Genomic DNA, 20,257 nt, shown 5'->3' on the forward strand with positions numbered 1-20,257 from the left:
TTTTCCCTTTCCGCCTGCTGTTTTTTCATCCCGGAAGACCATTTTTCTTCCCCAAGCCTGCCCTCCTCCGCCAACACCATGCCAGATAAAACACGGCAGCTCCTCCATTGAGCAGCCCAGCCATAAACCAGACCGGAGCGCCCCGGTTCCTCTCCCATGCGGCGCGTATATTTCCGCGGGCCATTTCCACATACCCGCGCGTCATGCCGCACAAAGGGCATTCCCGGTGCGGCACGGCCACGGAAGCCGCCAGTGAATTCATCCCGGCAGGACTGACTGCCAGGGCCATGAGGGACGGCGCCAACAATAGTAAGGACAGGATGGCCCATGCAGGCAGCCACACTTTCCTGATCATCCAGCTATTGCGGCATGAACGCCACGCAGAGCGCATGCAATTCATCGCCGTGCTCCCTTGAAATCGTTTCAGAAACTACAGGTCCTGGGAACCCGTTTCATCAGCGGGGGAGGAATCCTCCGCATCCCTGAGCCTTTTCAATTGCTCCTGGTTCTGCTGCTCCATCTGTTGAAGCTCTTTCTGGATCTCCTGCGCCTTCTTTTCCACATAATCCTGGTGCTGTTCCATGTAAGTCACGGTCGCGCTGGCCATCCATGCCTGGACAATGCCTGCTGCGGCAGATGCCGCCAACGCAATAATGGCGACGACAAGAGCGCCCTTGGGAGAGCCCTTGCTCACAGCCACAATACTCATGATGAGGGCAATAATGGCCAGCAGAGCCGCAGGAATCAGGGTAATCCAGCCCAGGCACGGGAAAAATCCGATCAACGCCAGCACCAGGGCAATAATGCCGAGGACCAAAGCAGCCGTGCAGGAGGGGGAACCGCTGCAGCAGGACGGAGGGGGAGAAGAATCAGGAGCATTCATCATCGTGTTATTCTATGGAGTTCAGTGAAAATTCCCTTTGGAACCTTCATCCCTTCCCTTACTGGAAGAGAGCATTCCTGTCAAGATGTAAGCTCTGCCATTCCGGACATCCGGCTGTCATTCCACGCCTCAAAGCATCAGATACCCCACCACCACAGCGGCTGTTCCCAAGAAGGCGCTGACCAGCATTAATTTCCGCTTCCCGCGGTTTTTCCACATCAGCAGAATTCCGGTAACATACAGTATAATCAGGGAAAGAGCCGCCCCGTATCCTAACGCAGTAAACCACCATCCCGCCTTCCCCTTGTGAGCCAGCATCAGATTGGGGTAAATGCCAGGCTCCACCACTTCCGCCCGGAGGGCATGGCCTTTCCTGAGGAACAGCACATGCGTATCCGTCATAGGACCCAGGAGGTAGTTCCCTTTGAACGGCCTTACCTTTCCTTCCGGCAATGCCACTCCGCGACGTTCCAGTTCTCTGCAGGAATCCTCATAGGGCGGCTGGTCGGCGGCATTCAGCTCATGCACCGCCACATGGGAAGTGAAGTGCTGGTCCACGCCGCCCATGTACAGCAGGCCGGTCACGGCATACACCACGATCATCGGCAGGAAAAACAGGCTCAGGACCAAATGAAGGGAATGGGAAGACAACGCTTTCATCATTATTCAAGTAATTATGTTATTATCCGTGGAGCAATTCCGCCAACGCTTTTCCCAACCGCCCGATCTGGACGTCCCGATGGGCCGCCGTCACCGTAACGCGCAGACGGGCCGTTCCGCGGGGGACCGTAGGATAACGTATGGCGGGAGCCAGAAAACCGCGTTCCAGCAACGTACCCGCTGCGGCCAGGGCGGCATCATTCTCTCCCATTACCACGGGGAAGATGGAGGAAACGGGCCTGCCGGGCATTCCCAGCGCGGAGGACAAGGCATCCGCCAGCACGGAAACATGACGGCGCAGTTCCTGCCCCTCTGCGCTCCGGATCACTTCCACTGCGGCCAGGGCGGCGGCGGCCAGGGCGGGAGGCGGAGCCGTGGAATAGATCAGGGACCGCGCAGAATTGATCATCACATCCGCCCAGGCGCGGGAACAGGCTACATAACCGCCGCTCACCCCGGCGGCCTTGCTCAAGGTCCCCATCTGAAAATCTATCCGGGAGGAGACGCCCAGTTCCTCCGCCAATCCCGCCCCGTGTTCTCCCAGCACACCGAATCCGTGTGCTTCATCCACCAGCAGCAGAGCGCCGAATTCATCCTTCAGGCGCACGATTTCCTGAAGAGGCGCGCGGTCTCCGTCCATGCTGAAAACGGATTCCGTCACCACCAGGATTCCGCCGGAAGGATTCGCGCTCCGCAAATGCTCCAACTTTTTTCCCAATGATTCCATGTCGTTATGCAGGAACGTGGACAAGCGGGCACCGGACAGCCGCGCCCCGTCAATCAGGCTGGCATGGGACAGCTTGTCCATCAGCACCGTATCCTCCCGGTCCGCAATGGAGGTAATCACCCCCAGGGAGGTTGCGTAACCGGAGGAAAAGCTGACCGCCGCTTCAGTCCCCTTCAGATCAGCCAGGGCCTCCTCCAGACCGGAATGCGCCCGGCGCGTCCCCGTGACCAGGCGGGAAGCCATGGCCCCGGCCCCGCCATCACGCGCCGCACGGGAAAAAGCCTCCGCCAGGGCCGGATGATGAGCCAGGCCCAGGTAATCATTACTTGCCAGGTTGACTACCTCCCGGCCGTCCTCCATGCGGGCCATGCCGCCGGGCAGGCAATCCACATTCCGCAGAACGCGCAGCAGTCCCGCGGACTTCAACTCTGATAAAAACTGTCCAGGATTCTTCATAAGCGTTCTCGCTCCAGAAACATGTTAGCCGCCCACGTCAAGGCTCAGCACTACATTATGGCCGCCCATGGAAGCGGCGGACTTAACCAGCATCCGCCTCCCATCCAAAGGCAATTCTTCCGCAACACAAGCCGCACCTGCCGGGGAACTTACCCAGAAAGGATTAGGTGGCAAAGCCCCCTCCCTGATAAAAGCCAGCATCAGGGCCAGTTCCAGAATGCCGCTGCCGCCAATGGCATGACCCGTCCAGGGCTTCATCATCCTTAAATCCGGAAAGCCGGTTCCAAAAACCCGTTTTAAAGCGGCCCGCTCGGAAGCGGCATTCCCCGCCGTTCCACTGGCATGGGGGCAGACGGTCAAAGGAACCCTTCCATCCCAATTCCGCAGGGCGGCATCCAGCAGGGCGGCAATGCTCTTTCCATCCTCCGGCATTCCCAGCGGGCTGTAGGCATCTGAATTCACCAGATAATCCTTCACGTAAATGCCGGGACCGGAAGACAACTCCAGCGCCATGGCCGCCCCTCCCTCGGAAATGCACATGCCGTCGGCATGGGGACCGTAGGGATCATTCATTCCGTTGCGGGAAAGCATCCCGGAAGCCCAGTACGTCCCCAGCAGCTCCCGGCACAAGGGCAAATCCAGCCCGATAGCCAGCGCCCTCCTAACAATTCCCTGACGCATCAGCATGGCCGCCATGCCCACGGCATCCAGACCGGCGGCGCAGCCGCTCGCCAGCACGTGGTAAGGCCCGCGAATCCCCAGTTCAATGCTGACGCAGGAGGCAAGCTCACTGTGCAGGGAATTGGGAACGGCCAGAATCTTCATGGACCGCCGTCCGGGCCACGGGCTCAGCCAGCCGGAGGCGTTCCCCCGGGAACTGCCCACAATCAGGGCCGCATCCTTCAATTCTTCCTCTCCCCAACCGGCTTCTTCCACGGCCTGCCGCGCCAGCAGCAGCGCCAACTGGGAGGCAGGGCCGTTCCTGCGGCTGCATAAAAGCTTCCTGTCCGGAATCCACCCGCTCAAAACATCGCCCCACGGATGCCCCGCTCCCCACAGTTCCCTCAACGGCTTCAACACGCTGCGCCCTTCCCTCACTCCGGTGAGATGGGCTGCCGCCCCCATGCCAAAGCCGGAAGCCAGCCCCAGGCCGCATACCCGCGGCTCCGGTCTTCCGTGACTTTTTCCCCCCGCAATCATGACGGCGGCCAGACTACTGCCGCACCCGGAAAAACTCAAGCTTCCGGTACGTCAGGAACAGCCAGGAAAAACGGTACCCCTGCCGTCTTGCAACGGGCTTCCTTTTATGGCAATCATAGTCCCATGACCATTCAGACCGCCGGATTTTTATCTCTTCTCTTCATGGCCATTTGCCTTCCCTCCCTCTCCTTTTCCTCACCGCAAGGAAAATTCCAGGCGGCTGACTGGGCGGTACTCCATTCCTCCCGGAACGACCAGCGGCACGTCTCCTCCCGCGGCGTCGTGCAAACAATGCTGGAAAACATTCAGCCGTCATGCGCATTCTCTCCGGACATGAGACCGGAAGACTTCCCCGCCTGGCAGAAGAAAGTCTGGGAAGCCATGGAAAAACTGATGAAATTCCCCCTTCATGACAACCTTCCCGCACCCGTCCTGGTAAAAACCGTGCAGAGGGAACACTACCGGGTAGAAAAATGGGAAGCCTATCCCCTCCCGGGCGCTGCCGTACCGTTTCTGGTACTTGTTCCGGATACCGCTTCAGAAAAAAATCCGGTTCCCGTGCTATTCTGCATCCCCGGTTCTGATCAAACCAAGGAAGAACTGGCGGCGGAAACGTCTCCGGACCTGGCCCAGCCCCCCGTACCGCAGCCGGGCAGCAACGCCATGGCCTGCCACTACGTCAAACAGGGCTGGGCCGCCGTTGTGGTGGATAACGCCGGAACGGGAGAGGAGGGCGACGCCGAGCACGCCGCCGGCCGCTCTTCCCACGACTATGAAAACCTGGCCCGTTCCCTGCTGGAAATGGACTGGAGCTGGCTGGGCTACACCTCCTATATGGACCAATGCGTTCTGGACTGGGTAAAAACACGCCCCTGGGTGCAGAAAAACCGCATCATCCTGAGCGGCTTCTCCCTGGGAACGGAACCCATGATGGTGCTGGGCGTCCTGAATCCGGACATCTTTGCCTTTGTGTACAATGACTTCCTGTGCCGTACCCTGGAACGCGCCAAAGTCATGACCATGCCCAGCAGCAGGGGAGTGCGCTCCGCGCCCAACTCCATCCGCCACCTCATTCCAGGTTTCTGGAAGCAGTTTGACTTTCCAGACATTGTGGCCGCTCTGGCTCCCCGCCCCGTAATCTGCACGGAAGGCGGCCTGGACAGGGACTTCCAACTCATCTCCGCGGCCTACCGCACAGCCGGAGCGCCGGACCATTTCCAGTACCGCCACCAGCCCCGCTTTGCAGACCCGGCCCAACGCTGGCACGGAGAACATTTGCCCGCAGGGCTGGACAGAGACGCCTTTTTCCGCCTCGCCAATGTGGACCCGAGCAACCACTTCTTCAAAAAAGACCTGGTCATTCCCTGGCTCAAGGGCCTTTTAAGCAGGGGACAGCAATAAGCGGGAAAACCATCCCGTTCTCAAACACGAGTTGTGCGGAATAACGGAACAGAACGTTTCCCCTGCCTTCAGGAATGCAGAAACAATCTGCGGCACACCTTCCGGAAGGCACGGCCCAGCTTCCCGAAAAAGCCGACGACTGCACGGGCTTCCCTGTTAACGTCCATAGTCTTGAACAAATAACGCCGTACGGCATCCACCAGGGAGCAGCCTGCATACACCGCAACAGCCATTGCCAGTACCTTCACGACCATCAACGCAGGGGAAGAAGACGCGGCCCATTCAAAGACATCCCATAAAAACCATTTGCCTATCAAAACATTGCAATGCAGCACATAAACACTGAACGAGGCGGCCGCCAGCCATGAAATGCAGGCAACCGTCCTGCGGGATGAAAAACGCATGCGGGAAAAAATCAGGAACAGGGCAACCGCCGTTCCTACAATGAACGGAGAATTATAGGCAATAAACGTTCCGCCGCCCCTTATCTGTCCAATCAGGTACGGGGACACCACGTCAAGAACCATCTTGAACGCCCAGACAAAACATACACACCCGGCATAAAGCATCCATAAGGCGCCCGTCCTCATTCCAGTCAACAGGCCATGCTTTTTAATATACATTCCCAGCATGTAGAGAACGCCCAGCCACCAGATGGAATACCCTCCCTCTACAGGAAACACATCCCTGTGAAGCAAGGTGGGAACCACGGAAAACAGAACAAAAACGGTAACCAGAAGATACTGGAACTGTGATTTGGTAAGCCGGTTCCCCAGGACATTAAGGAAAGGAATAAAGAAAAACAGCCCTACATACGCCGTCACATACCAATACTGGACGGTTAAAACGGGAAACAACGAATTCAGGACGTCATTAAAATGAACCACCTGGGAGGAAAACAGCAGCACCAGCAGCAGACTGCCCGCCGTATAAAAAATCACCTGGAACCATAAGGTAACCACGCGTTCATACCTGAACGTCCCGTCACAGCATACATACCCAGTAATCAGCGCATAACAATTCACCCCGCAATAGGCGGCAATCTCCAGAAGCCACCCTACCCGGTAGGAAGCGGAATCATGATTGTCCAGCGGCAATACATGAGTGGCGGCCAAAAGATGAAGAACCAAAACCAGCATCATGGCGACAATGCGCAAGGCGTCTATTCCATAATTCCGCGACAGGGGAATATCCAGACCACCATAGGAAGAAGGCTTTCCTTTTCCCTGATCACCAGCCGACAGCAAGCTCATGGGGATATTTCAACGGATTTCTTATCCGTGGTCAAGTTCCAAGCTTGAGGGAAAAGTATTTGAGAAAAAACCTCCGCTGGTTTAAGGGTATCCCGCCGGGAACGGCAGGCTTCCGGCTTTCTGATAAAGCATAAAATCCCAGGAGGGGGAAAGCGGCATATCCTCCTGTTCATATATCTTTTCAAGGGCCGGGAGGCCCTTGTTCCCAGGGATTTCCTATTCTTTTTACACATGGCGTATCATGCTGCATCCCTGTGAAGAAAGGCTTTTCTTTCGGAAAACCTTTCCATCATTGATGAAAACGCGGATAAGAAATCCGCTGCCCATGATCAGGCAATCCGGCTGTCCAAATCGAACACCTGCCCGGAGGCTGCCGTGAGGACTTCCTGCAAAAACAGAATAAACGCCGCGGCCTGCTCCGGCGTATTAAACCTGCCCAGAACATGCCTGGACAAAGCAGACTCCTTCACGCTCTCCCTCAACCCGGCCGTCATCTCCGTCAGCATGAACCCCGGCAGCACCAGATTAACGCGTATTCCCTCCTTTCCCCATTCCCGCGCCAGGCTCTTCACCAAGCCTTCCAGCGCAGACTTGGAAGCGGCATAGGCCGCCTGGGACGGAGCCGGGCGAAGCGCCGCATAAGAACCCACCATTACCACCTGCCCCTCCCGCTTCTCCCTCGCCATGGCTGCGGCGGCACAGCGGGCGCACCAGGCGGCTCCCGTCACATTCACGTTCATCACCTCGTCCCACTCCTTCTCCGTCTGTTTCAGGAATGGCCTGTCTCTGGTAATTCCGGCGGCGCACACCGCCAGGTCATACGGAGCATGTTCGTCAAACCAGCGGCGCACGGCGGAACGGTTCCCTACGTCCAGTTCAGCGTGTGACGGAGCATCCGCCTCCCATCCTGCGGCGGTAAAACACTCCACGGCAGCCCGCGCCAAACCGCCGTGGCCGCCGCTGATAAACATCCTTCCCATGCTGGAACCTCTCCGGAATCGTTAAAAGCCTCACTTGGGGTCCACCCACCGCCCGTACTCCTTGATCAGGTCCACCAGCCGCTCCACGGCCTCCTCCTGGGGAATGTTGAACTTGACGGGGGTGTGCTTCACGTACAGGTTGATCTTGTTCGGCGCGCCGCCCACATAGCCGAAATCGGCGTCCGCCATCTCGCCGGGACCGTTCACGATGCACCCCATCACGGCAATCCTCACGCCCTTCAAATGCTCCGTGGCCTTCCGGATGCGGGCCGTCGCCTCCTGAATATTGTACAGGGTGCGTCCGCAGGACGGGCAGGAAACGTAATCCGCACGCGTCAGGCGCGTCCCCGTAGCCTGCAAAATATTGAATCCGAGGAAGGAAGCCAGCCGGGGATCCGATTCCCCCTGAATCAGCACGGCATCTCCAATGCCGTCGCTCAGCAGGGAGCCGATATTGCGGGCGGCCACCAGCGGCACGTCCTCATCGGAAACGGAACCGGGCACCAGCGTATCCTTCAGCAGAATCAGGTGCCTGTCTTCCATGCGGGAAGCCAGAAGGCGGAACGCATACACGGGTTCCATGTCCAGGCCGTTCTTCACGGTGACAACGGACGGTTCGGCCAGTTCCTTCAGCGGCTCCAGCTCGTCACCGCAGCGGGGGTCCACCTCAATGGCCTCCAGTTGGCCGAAGGCCAGCTCCGGCATCATGTCCCCCATCGCATCCCGTTCCGTCTGGAGGGCGTAAAACCCCGCATCCGGCACCACCACGCGCACGGGCTGCTCCCAGCCCAGGCGCACCCCGTAACACATCGCCAGCCCTCCCTGCCTTTTGGAAAACTTCAGGGGATCATAGCTCAACTCCGGTTCGGGGAAGGAAGAAACGGGATCATCGGAACGCTCCGACGGCTGGAACGGATTGGACAGGCGGTAGGCCACAGGCACTTCCCGCACGGCGTCCTCCGTCAGGGAAACGCGCAGGGTATCCCCAATGCCGTCCGTCAGCAGGGACCCGATGCCCACCGCGCTCTTGATGCGGCCGTCCTCTCCGCCCCCGGCTTCCGTCACCCCCAGATGAATGGGATAATTCCAGTCCGGCCCCAGGGCATTCATGCGTTCCACCAGCAGGCGGTAGGCGGCCACCATCACCTTCACGTTGGAAGCCTTCATGGAAAACACCAGGGAATGGTAATCCAAGTCCCGGGCAATCTGAGCAAACTCAATCGCGCTCTCCACCATCCCCTCCGGCGTATCGCCAAAGCGGTTCAGAATGCGGTCGGACAGGGAGCCGTGGTTGGACCCGATGCGCATCGCGCGGCCATGCTCCCGGCAAAACAGCACCAGGGGCGTAAACTCCTCCCTCAGGCGGTCCAGTTCCTCACGGTATTCGGCGTCCGAATACTCCCTCACTTCAAACTTCTTCTTGTCGATGAAATTGCCAGGATTAATGCGTATCTTCTCCACCCACTTGGCGGCCTCCATGGCGGCGTCCGGCTTGAAATGAATATCAGCCACCAGCGGCACATGGCAACCCGCCGCGCGCAATTCACGGGAAATATTCTCCAGATTGGCCGCATACGCCTTGGTCTGGGCGGTCAGGCGGATAATCTCGCACCCCGCCGCGGCCAATTCCAGAGCCTCCTTCACGCAGGCATCCGTATCCCGCGTATCGGACGTCAGCATGGACTGGACCCGGATGGGATTGGAGCCGCCCACCCCCACATCCCCCACCATGACTTCACGGGTCACGCGGCGCGTATAACGGTAAGGACTCGGACAATAGGAAGACTGCATGAAACCACTCTACCGCGCCAGATTCCCCTGTCAACCATCCTTCAAAAACGGAAAGCCTTTTCACGTCAACCCATCAACATTGAAAAGGGAACGGAGCCGTTCCCGCTGCACGAAGACTTGATACGCTTTACAGCAAATTAACTATAACCAAGAATAACCATCATGTTTGAACCGCTCAGGAATGTCTTCATGCGAATAGCAGAAAAAAAGCAGGTAAAACTCCCCTCAACAACACCGGGAACAAGCTTTGGCTTGACACACAAAAAATTAACCCTGGACCACATTTCCTCCATGGGAGTCAAGGCAGGACTCTAAAAAAGATAAAGCACTGCCGGTTCCCACTAATCGCATCATTTCATCAATCCCTGTCACTTCTCAAGTTACCCATAACGGCAACGGCATCAGGAAAAAGAGCGGGCATCAGACAAGTTTTTCCGCAACTAAAAGCCCTTCTGAATCCGGAACCGGGTTACAACCTGGGAAATGCGGTTACACTTCCCTATTTCCCTGCATCGTTTGGGCAGATTGTATAAAGTGGTTCCTTTTAACATCATAGGGCTGCGTTATTTCTTTGGCGCTTCTTCCCATTACCCGGACTCGAATCACCAATCGACGCACTTCCAAACTTGAGCTATTTTGCCAATATTCGCTAAGCAATTAAATTTCAATCACAAGAAACCTACCGTGTTTCTTCGGGTTTCATGAACAACTGCATATTCTTAAGCAAAGCTTCGTCCATTTGTTTTGCCAATGGCAAAACGGAAATATCCATCGTCTCGTTTTTCAGCATAACGGCCGTATTACCCCGTATGAAACTAATTGAGGAGTATTCTCCCTGGGGTACGGGGACTCCCAATTCATTGATTACCGGTTTGAGGCAGACATCGTAATCTCCCACCAGACCGGGATGTACCTGCAGGATTTTTTTCAGGATATCCGGCTTGATAAGTTGTTTTGATTGCTCCGCCTGCATCGCGAACATCGCTCTCAAGGCCTGGTCTTTCGTATGAAGATGCAGAATCGTGTAGGTGACGGGATAATCCCGTCCATTCTTGTTCACGCTAAAAGTACCGGAACATCCGTTGATATGAGATTCGTCATGACCTTTTTCCGCAATAAAAGGGATATTTACGTGCTTCTTGAGCCAGCGCACCGTTCCGATGCCGCTATTAATATTGGGTATCATTTCAGGCCCCTTGTCTTCGTTCCCGTCCGGCATATTCAGGTTGAGAATATTATCATTCCGTTGCAGCTCACGAGCATTCCGATCAATCCTGTCGTATAAGCCCTCGGGCATGCCTTTTGTTAATTTCCTTAATTCTTCTTCATGCCTGGTCCTCTTTTGATAAGGCATCTTTGAAATATCCTTCCACTTTTTCACCGCCTGCCGCGTCCTTTTCGGAAAATACCCGAATTGGCGTTTTCCATTAAGTGCGGCGAGTATGGTCTCTGATATTTCAAAAAGTTCTTTATCCTTAAGCTCTTTTCTAATAAGCGGAAAGAACCAGTGGTCAGCGGCAATGAGGGAAAACCCCTCCTGTTCTGCAAAGAATTCCCCACATAATTTTTTATCTTCGTCTAAAATAAACGGGACTTGCAGAAATGCCATTTTTATACCGTCACCAAACATGGTCCATCGGTATTCACGGTTACGGTTGACCGGAGGTCCCTGTTTTTGTGAGACAAGCATTTCATCTACTGCTTTCTGACGACTGTAGACGGGGTTTGGGGAGTAGAACATTTTGACGGCCATGTAGACGTTTCCCATGATATCGACAATGACCCAGTAATTCTGCTCATAGTCCCATCCCAGGTAGTACTGAGATATATTGAGCCCTTCCATGTCTTTTGCCGCCTCGGACTGTCCAGGAACAGGATTCCCGCCTGGTTTAATTTCCTCATACAGGTTATACAGACGGGCCTTGCGCTCAGCAGGATTGGATTTTATGGTGGTCTGGTTCCATACTGCGGCCGGTTTTATTTCCCAGACTGTTTGGCCGGGATACAGGTCATTCCCTGCAACAGGCGCCCCATGAAGAATCTGCCCTATGAGGGTTACGGCAATGAAGAAAAAGGGGAGAATTTTCATACTGTGCGTGCAAGTCATGATGGTTATTTGTTAAATGAGAAGTAGCAGCCGCCAGGTTCGGTAAAATTACTCCTGTTTTCATCGGATTTCAAATCGTCTTTTATGTAATCACTTTCCGATTTGTTGGTAGGACCTGCATTGTAGGGAACAGGGTTATGTACTTTACCTCCATAAAGGCACCAGGCATGGCCGGAGCGCCAGGATTTTGTCTCCTCCTGTCCTTGTGCGTTTGTTGTTTTTCTAGTTTCCGTCCACCCGACTCCTCTGGAACTGACTCCGCCCGAGCCGAGAACCGACGCAGAATATTCCATAAGACCGGCAGCTTCCACACAGATGATTTTTGCCGTTCCTTTGTCGATGGCATCTACCATTCCGGCTACCGACAAGGGCATGGGGTTTTGTTTCTGATCCACATACAGGGAGCCGGTTTTTCCCACTTCCGGGTTCCATTCATCGTAATAAGAAGCACTGTTGGATATACCGCGACTAAGCCTGTCCATAAGCTGATCATGGGTGGTCGCTCCGCTGAAGTTCCACTTCCCAAAAGCTGTTTTCAGCAGGGTTTTCCAAGGCTTGTCCAGATTACCCCTGTCAAGAAGAACATAGCATTTGCTGATGGTCATTTGTTCCTTGGCGGATAACTTCACTCCCAGAACAGAGAAACTCCAGGATGCATTTTCTGCGCGTCCCCGGCATTTTCTCTCCACGGCTTCCTTGGCGGTGACGACACCCTCGGCTTTTCCATTGGCAATGGACAATTCAGTTGCTTCAGAGGCAAATATTCCGTCGGTGCACGTTGCCTTGATTGTTTTCATGGAGTCCGGCAGCGCCTTGAAGGTGACAGTAAAGGAAGGAATATCCCCTGCATAGTACCCTACGGGTGATTTATCGTCATCCGGTGTTTTATCCTCCCTTTTGAATTCCGGAACCGGAACAGGCTTCCCTCTGAATTGATCGTGAATGGTGAAACCATTGCCCCCGGCATTTTCCCTGAACTTGGCGAACTGTATTTGAATTAACGGAGCTATGGCATCCATTTCATCTTCGGCCACCTCTCTTTTTCTCTTTGGACCGACCACCCCCATGTTCACCTTAACTTTGACCTTGAATTCAGTTCCCCAGTATTCTTCACTGGGAGAGCAAATTCCCGTAGAAGAAAATCCTCCCTTTCCCCTGGGAGGGTCGCTCGTCATGATTGGCGCAGGTTCCCATATATACTTTCTTGTTTTACCATATCGGTATTCTACCCATTCCTGTTCTGAGTCAGGAGTAAATTTGGCAACAGCTTTAAATTTGTAAACTTTGCCTTCCTGCTTGTCCAGTATGGCTTTATCCCCATCTTCGGACATGGCGACATTCTCGCCAGGAGTTATTTTTACTTCGCACTTGTAATCCTCCGCCGCGTGTAACGGCATCAGATGAAACAGTAATGCCGGCAAGAAGATGGCAGTAAATAATTTAATGCTCATTATTTTTTATTCTTTAACCATTCTTTCATTTGTTGAACGTCAAGTTCCGGTTTCTTGTTTGAACCCGGCAAATACTGTTTCCAATCAATTTTCAAAGCGGACATTTTTCTGACTTCATCGACTGAAAAGGGAATGGTGGTATCCGGCGCGAATGTAGCCCATTCAGAAGATCTGTAGAAATAGACCGTATCCTGCAAACTGGCCCACGCTTTTTTCATTTGTTGCCGGAAGTCCTTCCTGTCCTCCGTTTCCCATATTTTCAGTCTCCATCTCCAGTTCTTTTTGATTTCATCTGGAGCCTGGGTAGCAAGAAGGTGTCTGTAGGCATAAATTCCAAGTTTTCTTGATGAGAAGATTTCTTTCCCGTTTAACAGCCTCATGTCTTGGCTGGCAGCCCATAATTTTAAGAGGCTAGAAGAAAGTTTACTTGCCTGCTCGGAGTTCAAAGGAGGGGGAGATGGTATGCAAAGCCCATAGTAGAATGATTTTTGATTTAGTCTTTCCAGGAGTTTGTCGACAGCAATTTTCGTTTCGTCCAGGGATGAGATAAATACTCCGTTGAGGGTTGTAGAAACTGAGTAGTTTTTCAATATTCTGACGTAGTACCACCCTGAGCCTTCGACGATGAAATTCTTGTAAACTCCACATCCGGCAAATGATTTAACCCTGCTTCGCGCCAGAACAGGCAGGGGTATGTAATCCTTAAGCCCGTCATAGGAAGGTTCCCGGAATAAGTCTTCTTCCTGAACTTCCTCCTCTTTTCCAAGTCCCAGGAAGGAGTCAAAATCAAAATTGGCAGGTAGTTTTCTGATTTCGAGTATGTAATCCTTGAGGCTGTTGTCCAGATCATTGTCGGCAAGCGGGGTTGGATCATAAAAATAAAAGGAGAGGAGCTGTTTTTTGTCCGGAACCTGAATCAGCACGCCAAGGTCCGGACCGTCAAAGTCTCTGTCTACGGATTCTCCCCGGTCACTCCACCGGGCAAGCGTTCTGGTCGTGCTGATGGGGCAGTAAAGGATGTTTTCGTCACCCCGTTCATTTTCCCAGATAACTTTTCCGGATACACCGCTTTCACCCACTTTGACGTGTGGACCCTTGACGGATTCGCATCTGTATGCATTGTCAAAAGCCTCAAGGACGGAACCCATAGGACCGGCAGCTCCGCACAGGAGCATGTAACTCCGTCCATAGCGTTCGCACCAGTCGCCCCGGGTAGCCCAGTCTTCATACCAGAAAAGGGCTTTTGCAGGGGGATTTGTTTTTTTCATTCCATCAATTGCTGTCCTGGTTTTTAAAAGTTCCGACAGTTGTCCAATGCCCGGGAAAGAAGGATGCTTCACATCATTCAACGGGAAAATCCGTTTTCTCTCTACATGGCCCAAATGCAATAATCCTTTTCCATACGTTCCGGCATACAAGCTGCCATCCGGCAGAGAAGCAAAACTGGTCACGCTGACCAATTTTTCCACTTCATCGTCACAGGGCATATCCACAGTCTGAATTTTTTGTAAATTTTTCCGCACAAAAGAAACGCCCTTTTCCCTGAATCCTATCCACATCCCTTGGGAAGACGGATAAAAACAGGTGATATAATCCTCCGGCAAAAGAGAATCGTCATTGTTTTCCCTACGGTTCATTTTCAAGAGTTTTTGAGCATGCCGGACAGACGTTTTCTCATCCGGTTTCCATAGTCCTTCATTTTTCGCCCCATAGTCCCTGCCCCTCAGAAAGTTCCAGTCTGTTTTATTTTTAGAGTACCCGAGTCCGGAATTGGTGCCTACCCAAATCCAGCCCGATTCGGCACAAATCGCGTTGCAAAAATTTGAAGGCAGGCCTTTCCCTCTGGCTTCAAATGGTTGGCGAACTCTCTGCAGCGTATCCCAATACCACTTTGTCTGCACTACATTCCACCGTGAATATCCGTTGGAAGGTTCTGCTGAAGCCACTCCGGAAGTTTGAAAAGCTGCCCAAAGAGTTCCTTTTCGATCAAAGGAGAGAGAAGCAATCTGGTCCTCCGGCAAACCTTCCGCCCTTGTGTAATCTTTCCATGATTCCGTTTCCGGTTGATAAACAGTCAGGCCGCCGGAAGTAGCAATAGCCACATCTCCACTGACAGGAGATACAGCCATGGCGAAGATCCTCTCCCCCGGCAAGGCATTTGACTGGTTGTACTGTTGCCATGATTTCCCATTCCACACAGCCACTCCTTTATTGTCTGTCCCCACCCAGATACGCCCCTGCCTGTCTTCGAGAAGAGCATAGAAATTTGTTGTATCAGGCAGCCCGTTTCCTTTTTGCTGCTCCCATTTTTCCCCTCCGTATGGCAAGCGCATCAATCCCTTCCCTTCCGTCGCAACCCAAATATCTCCTGAACGGTTGCAAACGATAGACGTAATAAAGGAAGCTGGACAAGCAGGCAATTCTCCGCCATTTGAAGGAATGCCCATGTATAAAAAACAATAGATCCAAATAAATAAATAAGATCTAACAATCAGAAACATAAAAAAATAGTAAAATAAACACGTAAAAAGTCAATTGTTAAGTCTAATTGCCAAGGAGCGCAAAAAAGATGACTGAGCCACTGGTACAGATCCAGTTCAACGAAACCGGCCCAGTCTGCTGAAAAATAACTAAACTAAAAATGAACCCCTGAAAAGAGGAACACGCTTCCTCCCCCCCGGTTTGTTGAAAATTAATTCATTGGAAATAAACGTAGAAGATGTCAACGACATCGAACTTGACTCCGCGAGAAATAGTCTAAGCCGTTTTTAAGTCATTAATTTCATCATCAACAATTCCTCCGGGACATTTCACAAGCATAAGCTTTTCCCAAATCCGCGGCATGCTTTTCCGCCCCTGCGGAAAGCCGGATGGAGCCGGCAGGCGGAATGCCTTCAACGCAGGGCCTGTCCTCCATCAGCCCGAGGATTTCATCCCTGGTCAGCATCACGTCACGATGAAGCATCCCCATGATGCCGACGGCGGCATAGGCGGCCCACGGAGGAACGGGCAAAACCGGACGACGGGCCCCGTCACCTTTCCCAGCATGGAAAACAATCCACGGAACGTATACGTTTCCGGCCCCACTGCTTCAATCACGCTGTTTTACCCGTCTTCCCGCAACGCTTCCCGGGACCGCCAGGAGCGGTCAAATCCTGTACATGAACCGGCTGAAGGCGGCTTTCTCCATTCCCCGGAAACCGTTACAGCATGGACTGCACCACAAACAACACGACGGACCCCACATAAACGGCCGCCAGCACCACGGCGGCGCAACACAGAAAGAGCCTGTATCCACAGGCCAGTACCATCCTTCTGAGCTGGGATTCCGGATGCCGCCGCGCCCACCACGCATACAGCAGAAAAAGCAGAGCCGTTCCGGCTGAAACAAACAGAGATTCTTTCAACAGAGGCGGATAATAATCAAACACCACCCTGTTCCGCCCCTCCTGAAGGCGCACCGCCATCAATTCCCCCACCTTTTCCACGGGCACGTCCACCCCGTTCCGCGTGGCCTTCCATCCACGGTCATGCACCACCGGAACCATCAGCGCCTCCCCCTTTCCGGCAGAGAGGGACACTTCCACATGGCCTCCGCGTCCGTGCGCCTCCAACCCGTATTGATCCTGGCCTTTCCCCAGAACCGGAACATCCTGCTCCGGCATTCGCGCCGCAGCCGCCAGAAGAGGAGCCTCCACCAGCCGCCGCATCCTTCCCTCCACCACGGTTTCCCCGGTTACACCCGCACGCTTTAATTCCAATGCTCCATTATAGGTGCGGCACGTCCCGCCGGGGGCCTTCTGCGCTTCCGCCATGACGGGCACCGCGCGGCCATTGACGCGGAGTTCCTCCGTATCCGTCTGCGGGAAGCCGTACACCGCGCCGGGATATTCCGGCACGCTCATCCGGTAAAAGTTGCCATTCCTCTCCGTCCGCACTTCCACGGGAGCATACAGGGGGCCTTCCGCTGACGGGCAAAGCGCGGCATGCAGGGCATTGAGATTGCTGAACACGCCGGCTTCCGCATCCAGCCGCAGCCCCAGCGCGCTCTGGGGAACCACCAGCCCCCAGCGGGCGCCCGGAAGCCTGTATAAATACATGCCTTCCCGGGAAAGCACGCTCTCCATTCCTTCCACGGGACGGGACGCCAGCAAAAAGCCATGGCCCAGCAGCAGATCGGAAAACAGGGTACCCCCCTGACCATACGTGCGCGTGAATTCATCCCGGTACCCCAGGTTTTTCAGAAAACGGAAATGGCTGATGCTCGTGGTATGCCGGAAGTTGCCGATGCTCGGGACAGGCCCCAGGCAATCCGCGTTGTCCACCAGCAGGCGGTCCCTGTCTTTCACGCGCAGAAGCCCGGCGTACCCGTCCATTCCGCGCGCCAGCCATTCCGCATTCAGGGCCAGTACAGCGGCCTTTTCCTCTTCTCCCTGCTTCCAGAACGCGGCAGCCCCCACGGGCAGCCCCAGCAGCATCACGGCGGCTATGGACCACACCAGCCTTTTGCCTTCCGCATGCCGCCAGCACAGCCACGCGCATGAAAAAAACAGCAGAGGCAGAAGGCGCGCCACCAGGTCCATATCCGTCACGTGAAGGACAATCAGGGAGACGGCAAACGCCGCCACGGGAAGGCCAAGGCTCCATCCCCAGCCCCAGCGCCGCCCCGCCGGCTGCGGCAGCCTCCCGCCGGACAGGATCCAGGCGCAGAACGACGCCACCACCAGATTGGGAATGAACCCGAACCGGACCGGAAAATCCACGTAGCTCCACAGATGGGCGGCGCGGTGAAGGGGTTCAATGAACGCAGGGAGCACGGACGCCGCCAGCAGGAGAAGAAACAGCCGCCTCTCCCTGTTCGCCGGCGGAGCCTCCTTCCTCCCGTAAACCAGATAGACGGCAGCCAACGCGGCGCACGCCATTCCCGGCAGGCAGGCATACAGGCGTTCCAGGAATTTGGGAGGGTCAAACGGCCAGGACAGTTCAAAAAAAGTGGGGGGAGTCATGAACAGGGACCGCATGGAATCCCGGCTCATCTCCATCATGGGCAGCCAGTAATAGCAGGTCGCCAGCGTCACCGCCGCCGTGTACCAGAACACGCGCGCCAGCCGGACGCGGCGTTCTGCCGTCCCTTTCAGGGGAAGCGTGAAGGCCCACGCGAACAGCCACCCGGTCACGACGGCCATGAAAGCGCTGTACATGGAGGTAGCCAGCAGGAAGAGGCCGACGGCATACAGCCACCCCCTCCCTCCGTTCACCAGCTGGTAAAGGCCCAGGGCAAACAGGGGGAACATGGCGGCGTGGTCCAGGAACTGCATGAACCCGTACTTGGTCTGGAAAAATCCCCCCAGGGCATAACCCGCCGTCAGCAGCACGGTCCAGCATACGGGCAGGGAGGGGAAGACGCGTCTCAGGAACCAGGAAGCCGTCAGGCAGATGCAGGCCGCGTCCGCCAGCATCACCCATACCATGTCCTTCAACAGAAAGGAGTCTCCCATCGCCACCACAATCCAGGTGGAGGGAACCAGCAGCTGGTGCGGCAGGGAGGGGCTCACGCGGATGCCCGCTCCTCCATTGACATCATAAAAGAAGGATCCGTCCAACGTTCCGGTCATCAGGGCGGAGGCATAATATTTCAAGGTGGGATACACCATCTGCCCGTTATCCATGTATTCCAGGTAATGGCCGCCAAGCGGCCAAATTCCGCGCACCGCCAGGAACAGGAACAGAACGGCCAGGGCGAACGCAACAGACGCCAGAGACGTCAATACCGGGCGGGAAGAAGCGGGTTCCATGGCTCAATCAGCGGACAAACGGTTCGGCGGCCTGGACCAGGCGCAGGGCGCGGGCGCATTCCTCCACATCATGAACACGGTGAATACGGGCGCCGTGCAAATGTCCCCATACCGTCATCACGGCGGTGCTCAGCGGCGCCCGCCCCTGCTCCGCATCACCCAGAACGGCTCCCAGCATGCGCTTGCGGGAAAGGCCCAGCAATACCGGACGTCCCGCCACCTCCAGCCTGTCCATATTGGACAGCAGGGCCAGATTGTGTTCCAGCGTCTTGCCGAAGCCGATGCCAGGGTCCCAGCAAATCTGCTCCGGGACCAGGCCGCGGCCCAGCAGAAAATCATAACGCTCCTCAAAATAGCCGCGCACCTCCCGCACCACGTCTTCATAAAAAGGCGCGTTCTGCATCGTTTCAGGCCGTCCCTGCATGTGCATCGCCACTACGCCGCAGCGCGCCTCCGCACACAGCTCCGCCATTCCCTCCTCCTGCAATCCGGAAATATCATTGATCACGTCCGCTCCCGCTTCCAGCACAGCCGCCGCCACGGCGGCATGGCGCGTATCCACGGAAATCACGGCGTCCGTGCATGGGCGGAGTTCCCGCACCACGGGAAGCACCCGGTCCAGTTCTTCCTCCACGGAGACCTCCGCCGCACCCGGCCTGGTGGATTCCCCCCCAATGTCCAGAATAAGGGCTCCCTGCCGCTCAAGCTCTTTTGCATGGGAAACGGCGCGTTCCACCGTATGGAAACGCCCTCCGTCGGAAAAGGAATCCGGAGTGACGTTTACAATTCCCATCAGCACGCCGCCGCGCGCCACATTCAATATGTCTCGCCTTACAAGCCAGTTCATCTAATTACGTTCTTGTCAAAGGCACTATACATCACTTTAATAAGTCAGAAACACTTTTTTCACCATGAAAACAACGCCCCTGCTTCTCATCATCCCCCTGCTCATGACGGCCGGAGCCCTGGCGGCCAGCCAGGATGATTTCAACGTCCAGACCGCTTCCTCCCGCATGGTCAAGCATGAAGACGGGTCGCGCAGCTACTTTGAAAAGACCGGGGACGGCAAGGGGATGAAAAAAACCACTTACAACATCCACAACGTTCTCGTTTCCGTAACCCTCTACAAAAGAGGCCCCTTTGGAGAACTGCGCTCATGCCTGATCTTTGACGGGCAGAAGAACGAACTCTTTTTCGTACGCTACGGTTACGACGGCAACGCCAACCTGAGGGAGGAGCAAATGTTCGATTCCAAGAGCAAGGAACTCGTGCGCCGCTTCCTTTACACATATGACGACATGGGCAACCGCAGCAAGCCCGTGTGCATCACGCTGGTCAAGAGCACCAAGGACATTGAGACGCACGCCGTTCCCACCGCTCCGGAAAAGGACCCCTTTGCCGACGATTTTAAAAAGAAGAGCAAGTAAGCGCCGGATCCGCGGGGCAATGGTTCCCCCCTTCGCGCATGCCATCCGTTTTCTCCGTCTTTCAACCGGCCGCCGTCTCTGTGATGCGCGGCCGGTTCGACGTTATACCGCCGTGCGGGAAAATTG

At 55.2% G+C, this 20,257-nt stretch carries 18 protein-coding genes; 4 read left to right on the forward strand and 14 right to left on the reverse strand.

The genetic code is table 11. From position 1 onward, the window contains the following. Nucleotides 1–25: 25 nt before the first annotated feature. Nucleotides 26–289: a DUF2752 domain-containing protein gene (locus P8A25_RS10170; RefSeq protein WP_180970975.1), complete on the reverse strand. Its 264-nt coding sequence runs from the start codon at nucleotides 287–289 to the stop codon at nucleotides 26–28. Here P8A25_RS10170 and P8A25_RS10175 point away from each other — a divergent pair. Next, on the forward strand, nucleotides 204–416 hold the full coding sequence (locus P8A25_RS10175) for a hypothetical protein (RefSeq protein ID WP_180973131.1): 213 nt from the start codon (nucleotides 204–206) through the stop codon (nucleotides 414–416). The two genes, P8A25_RS10170 and P8A25_RS10175, sit on opposite strands and share 86 nt — an antisense overlap. 14 nt (nucleotides 417–430) lie before the next feature. On the opposite strand, the gene P8A25_RS10180 is transcribed toward P8A25_RS10175, so the two are convergent. From P8A25_RS10180 to P8A25_RS10195, 4 genes are all read right to left on the reverse strand, one after another. Further along, on the reverse strand, nucleotides 431–886 hold the full coding sequence (locus P8A25_RS10180) for a hypothetical protein (RefSeq protein WP_102729176.1): 456 nt from the start codon (nucleotides 884–886) through the stop codon (nucleotides 431–433). A gap of 126 nt (nucleotides 887–1,012) precedes the next feature. Continuing rightward, nucleotides 1,013–1,546: a hypothetical protein gene (locus tag P8A25_RS10185; RefSeq protein ID WP_102720988.1), complete on the reverse strand. Its 534-nt coding sequence runs from the start codon at nucleotides 1,544–1,546 to the stop codon at nucleotides 1,013–1,015. A gap of 19 nt (nucleotides 1,547–1,565) precedes the next feature. Next, nucleotides 1,566–2,726 carry an 8-amino-7-oxononanoate synthase gene (locus P8A25_RS10190; RefSeq protein WP_215443216.1) on the reverse strand — a complete coding sequence of 387 codons (1,161 nt, stop codon included), beginning with the start codon at nucleotides 2,724–2,726 and terminating at the stop codon, nucleotides 1,566–1,568. A 24-nt stretch (nucleotides 2,727–2,750) separates the two neighbouring features. Then, the gene (locus P8A25_RS10195; protein ID WP_146019549.1) at nucleotides 2,751–3,965 is read right to left on the reverse strand and encodes a beta-ketoacyl synthase N-terminal-like domain-containing protein; all 1,215 of its coding nucleotides are present in this window, start codon (nucleotides 3,963–3,965) and stop codon (nucleotides 2,751–2,753) included. 84 nt (nucleotides 3,966–4,049) lie between these two features. Here P8A25_RS10195 and P8A25_RS10200 point away from each other — a divergent pair, with 84 nt between their 5' ends. Beyond that, nucleotides 4,050–5,327, forward strand: coding sequence for an alpha/beta hydrolase family protein (locus P8A25_RS10200; RefSeq protein ID WP_215443218.1), 1,278 nt, complete (start codon nucleotides 4,050–4,052; stop codon nucleotides 5,325–5,327). A gap of 68 nt (nucleotides 5,328–5,395) precedes the next feature. On the opposite strand, the gene P8A25_RS10205 is transcribed toward P8A25_RS10200, so the two are convergent. From P8A25_RS10205 to ispG, 3 genes are all read right to left on the reverse strand, one after another. After that, the gene (locus P8A25_RS10205; RefSeq protein ID WP_102727348.1) at nucleotides 5,396–6,580 is read right to left on the reverse strand and encodes an acyltransferase; all 1,185 of its coding nucleotides are present in this window, start codon (nucleotides 6,578–6,580) and stop codon (nucleotides 5,396–5,398) included. A gap of 329 nt (nucleotides 6,581–6,909) precedes the next feature. Next, on the reverse strand, nucleotides 6,910–7,560 hold the full coding sequence (locus P8A25_RS10210) for an SDR family NAD(P)-dependent oxidoreductase (protein WP_102729172.1): 651 nt from the start codon (nucleotides 7,558–7,560) through the stop codon (nucleotides 6,910–6,912). Nucleotides 7,561–7,590: 30 nt separating this feature from the next. Then, nucleotides 7,591–9,351 (reverse strand): (E)-4-hydroxy-3-methylbut-2-enyl-diphosphate synthase, encoded by a 1,761-nt coding sequence (gene ispG, locus P8A25_RS10215; RefSeq protein WP_022396268.1) that lies wholly within the window; start codon nucleotides 9,349–9,351, stop codon nucleotides 7,591–7,593. Between the two features lie 162 nt (nucleotides 9,352–9,513). On the opposite strand from ispG, the gene P8A25_RS10220 reads away from it, so the two are divergent. Next, entirely contained in the window at nucleotides 9,514–9,666 is a 153-nt protein-coding gene (locus P8A25_RS10220) for a hypothetical protein (RefSeq protein WP_180975283.1), read from the forward strand. Nucleotides 9,667–10,030: 364 nt separating this feature from the next. On the opposite strand, the gene P8A25_RS10225 is transcribed toward P8A25_RS10220, so the two are convergent. The 6 genes from P8A25_RS10225 to folP form a co-directional block, all read right to left on the reverse strand. After that, nucleotides 10,031–11,440: a hypothetical protein gene (locus P8A25_RS10225; RefSeq protein WP_102729170.1), complete on the reverse strand. Its 1,410-nt coding sequence runs from the start codon at nucleotides 11,438–11,440 to the stop codon at nucleotides 10,031–10,033. 23 nt (nucleotides 11,441–11,463) lie between these two features. Then, a complete protein-coding gene (locus tag P8A25_RS10230) occupies nucleotides 11,464–12,909 on the reverse strand; it encodes a hypothetical protein (protein WP_022396270.1) in 1,446 nt (481 codons plus the stop codon). Continuing rightward, nucleotides 12,909–15,356 (reverse strand): two-component regulator propeller domain-containing protein, encoded by a 2,448-nt coding sequence (locus tag P8A25_RS10235; RefSeq protein ID WP_180973133.1) that lies wholly within the window; start codon nucleotides 15,354–15,356, stop codon nucleotides 12,909–12,911. Before P8A25_RS10235 ends, P8A25_RS10230 begins: the two co-directional genes overlap by 1 nt. Before the next feature lie 341 nt (nucleotides 15,357–15,697). Continuing rightward, a complete protein-coding gene (locus P8A25_RS10240; protein ID WP_102729168.1) occupies nucleotides 15,698–15,922 on the reverse strand; it encodes a hypothetical protein in 225 nt (74 codons plus the stop codon). 190 nt (nucleotides 15,923–16,112) lie between these two features. Then, nucleotides 16,113–18,704: a YfhO family protein gene (locus tag P8A25_RS10245; RefSeq protein WP_215443222.1), complete on the reverse strand. Its 2,592-nt coding sequence runs from the start codon at nucleotides 18,702–18,704 to the stop codon at nucleotides 16,113–16,115. A 7-nt stretch (nucleotides 18,705–18,711) separates the two neighbouring features. Continuing rightward, on the reverse strand, nucleotides 18,712–19,551 hold the full coding sequence (gene folP / locus P8A25_RS10250; RefSeq protein ID WP_022396274.1) for a dihydropteroate synthase: 840 nt from the start codon (nucleotides 19,549–19,551) through the stop codon (nucleotides 18,712–18,714). Nucleotides 19,552–19,615: 64 nt separating this feature from the next. On the opposite strand from folP, the gene P8A25_RS10255 reads away from it, so the two are divergent. Next, entirely contained in the window at nucleotides 19,616–20,131 is a 516-nt protein-coding gene (locus tag P8A25_RS10255) for a hypothetical protein (protein WP_102720996.1), read from the forward strand. Nucleotides 20,132–20,257: the final 126 nt, after the last annotated feature.

This window comes from Akkermansia sp. BCRC 18949, assembly GCF_045011645.1.
Taxonomy (GTDB): domain Bacteria; phylum Verrucomicrobiota; class Verrucomicrobiia; order Verrucomicrobiales; family Akkermansiaceae; genus Akkermansia; species Akkermansia massiliensis.